The 2,807-nt window shown below is 38.1% G+C and carries 2 protein-coding genes; one reads left to right on the forward strand and one right to left on the reverse strand.

Annotated features, from left to right (window positions below):
* Positions 1-93: 93 nt before the first annotated feature.
* On the reverse strand, positions 94-717 hold the full coding sequence (locus MHN02_RS21215; RefSeq protein ID WP_239247932.1) for a hypothetical protein: 624 nt from the start codon (positions 715-717) through the stop codon (positions 94-96).
* A gap of 1,170 nt (positions 718-1,887) precedes the next feature.
* Between MHN02_RS21215 and MHN02_RS21220 the strand changes: the two genes are divergently transcribed.
* Entirely contained in the window at positions 1,888-2,652 is a 765-nt protein-coding gene (locus MHN02_RS21220) for a hypothetical protein (RefSeq protein WP_171338589.1), read from the forward strand.
* The last annotated feature ends 155 nt before the right edge of the window (positions 2,653-2,807 follow it).

Raw genomic sequence — 2,807 nt, forward strand, 5'->3', positions numbered from 1 at the left:
CCTATTTTGTTTTGATTAAAGATTCGACACCTTTATCAAAACGGGTAACTCTCATCTTTTCAAGAAGAAGTGTCAGATTAAGTCGAGACTAATTCAAATTATGTGGTTATATCCATTTCTTCTAAATTCGGCCTCTTGCTCACTTTTCTTTTCAGCTTCTTCTGCTTTGGCTCTCTCTGCCGTCCTAAGAGCCGAAATCGCTTTTGAATCTTCTAAGCTTTGGCTATCCATTTTCGCTTCTGCGATGGACATTGCATCTTTTTGGGCTCTGTAAAACGTTTCCTTTTCGTTATCTGATTCGAAAACAGCGATGTTTTTACCATCTACGGACACATTTAACGAACCTTGGGTCTCTGTAAAACTTAACCTTTCAACGGAGAACGCATGCTCTTTCGTACACAAGTCTTTTCCAATAAAGAAAAACTCTGTTCCATTCCTAGATGTGAAAATGACTGAAAAGTTTAAAGGCACTGACGTCTTGCACCTATTTAACTTATGAACTTCAAAAAGTCGGTTGGCCTCGTTTTTTGAAATTTCGAGAGTTGTTAAATATCTTCCTTCATGCCACAGAGTTAGCGCTTTATTTTCGTATGCAGCGAATAAGGAGTTGATGTCATAGTCAATTTTGTTAAATGAGTCGGTCACAGTGTATGGGTTGAAAGTCTTTATATACCACCTGCTTGGATGTACCTTTTTAGGATTGGTCTTTCCGAACATAAAATTCCCTTTTTAACATTATTAAATTTTTTATCACTCACCATTCTATAATGGCGTTATATGCTGATCTAGCCTCAAATGTGCAAAATGTTATCTGATTGGCAACGCTCAAATCGTGATATCAGTAGTCTTTAAAATTGCTTTTTCAAATATGAGTCAGGCGTTCGCCATTCAACTATTCGTGAATCCATCAGTCAAAAATGGACAATGCTAACTTCTACCTTCAAGCAAATACGACATCCATTGAAATTTGCTCTTTACGAAGTCTGGAATTAGGGAAGAAGTTCTCAATGTCAATGCTATAATACATAAAGTTCAATTAATACAATTGCTTACGCGTTGTAATTGTGTCACCTTCAAAGTTCTTATGATTGGAGGTGAAAATGAGCTTTTATGTTTATTGCTTTGAATACAATGATTTTGGGTTAGTCAAAATAGGAGTTACCAAATTTCCTATACGACGACAGGAAGCGTTTTATTCGTTAGTGCGTAACCCATCTCCTCATTCACTTTTACTAAAGATAGACTCGAAGACCTTCGCATATTCGCTAGAAGCGGAACTTAAACGGAAGCTTTCTCCTAATATTTCACCAGAAGAGCTGTCAAATAGGACACTAGGGCGAATCACTCAACAATCGTGTGTGTCAGAGTGGTATGAAGAGAATACTCTGAGTGCAATTCACGCGCATTTCTATAAATCAGCTCTTGACGGAGTGGCTTCAATTGTTAGTTTCGGGGGGATTGTCTGCCAGGAACTGATCTCTATACGGAGAGAGCTTTACATTCTAAAACATTTGTCAGCAGATGTCGGAAGTATTCTAATGAGCTTTACGTTAAGGGAAGATTACACAAAGCAATGGAGTAAAAGTGATTTCACTCGCTTCCTAGACAGAATAGAGAGAATGGTTAGCAAGTACAATTCCATAGATTAAATTCATTCTTAATGCTCAGGAAATCTTGCAAACTGTTGCGTTTCTGGCAGCCTTGAACGCCCTTTACCTTTCTATTCCGGAAAGTGATAACGCTCGAAAGTGACGCAAACGAATGGCTCATTGCCAAAGGTTAGTGTAAACAATTGAATCGTTATGAATTTAAGGGGGGGAATTCGCCTAGACAAGTCTATCCAGTATGCTAGCGTTTAGAGCGACTCGGCTTGAATAAGGAAGTAAAATGAATGATTTGTTTTATGTTTATCTATACAGAGATAACAAAAGCGGCGCAGTTAAGTACATTGGGAGAGGGGCAAAGATAACGAGAGCCTCAGCACACCAGCTTAAGTCACATAATAAAGATCTAGAGTCTTGGTTAAGAAAGGCGAATTTCAAATTAGAAATAGCTGGACCATTCGACTCAGAAGGTATGTCAAAAGCTGTGGAAGCTGCTTTGATATCTTCTCACTCTCCCACGTTTAATAAGCGACAAGAGTCATCAAAGTATGTTTTCAGACCAATAGGTGTTCCTGAAAAGTATATTGCTAGATTGCAGAAAAACAGATTAACTCGAGAAGACCTCTTTAAAGGTAAAACAAACAAAATCTTACTCGTGCGGATAACGGAGGAAGACTTTGAAAATAGGGTCGGATATGACCAAGTAAGCCCCCCTGAAGATGAAGCTGTTGTTGATAGGGTTCAGAAATATTGGCAACTTGGTGGGGAAAAGTTTCTTGAGAATTGGATTGCTGACAAAGATGAGTCTCCGACTTTATTGTTGGGCATATCTGGTCCTCCAGGAAGCCAAATTATCATTGCATCCTTAGAAATAGACACTAAACAATGGAGTAATGTAACAGTTTTAAAAAACAACTTGATTTCGGTGCCCCTTGTTTCAAGTACCCGTTTAGATAAGTATGGACTCCGCGGTTATAGACTCGATAAAATTGCCGACATAAGTTTTGGACGTTTTAAATCAAAACAATTCAAAATTATAGAAAAGTAAGCCTGCCTTGAGATTTTAAAGAGCTTTCGCTACCTGTCAGGTTAGTTCTAAGCTTTTGAGACTGTAACTAATTTTGTGTAACTGCCTATCTCAATTTACTCTATAGAGAGTTAAGGATAGGCAGATGAACATGAATAAGAAAGAGCTTGAAGCTT

It is taken from the genome of Alteromonas sp. CNT1-28, assembly GCF_022348345.1.
GTDB lineage: Bacteria > Pseudomonadota > Gammaproteobacteria > Enterobacterales > Alteromonadaceae > Alteromonas > Alteromonas macleodii.

Bases quoted from the DNA above. Each gene is read 5' to 3' on its own strand.
- MHN02_RS21215 (WP_239247932.1), bottom strand. From the start codon at position 717: ATGTTCGGAAAGACCAATCCTAAAAAGGTACATCCAAGCAGGTGGTAT.
- MHN02_RS21220 (WP_171338589.1), top strand. From the start codon at position 1,888: ATGAATGATTTGTTTTATGTTTATCTATACAGAGATAACAAAAGCGGC.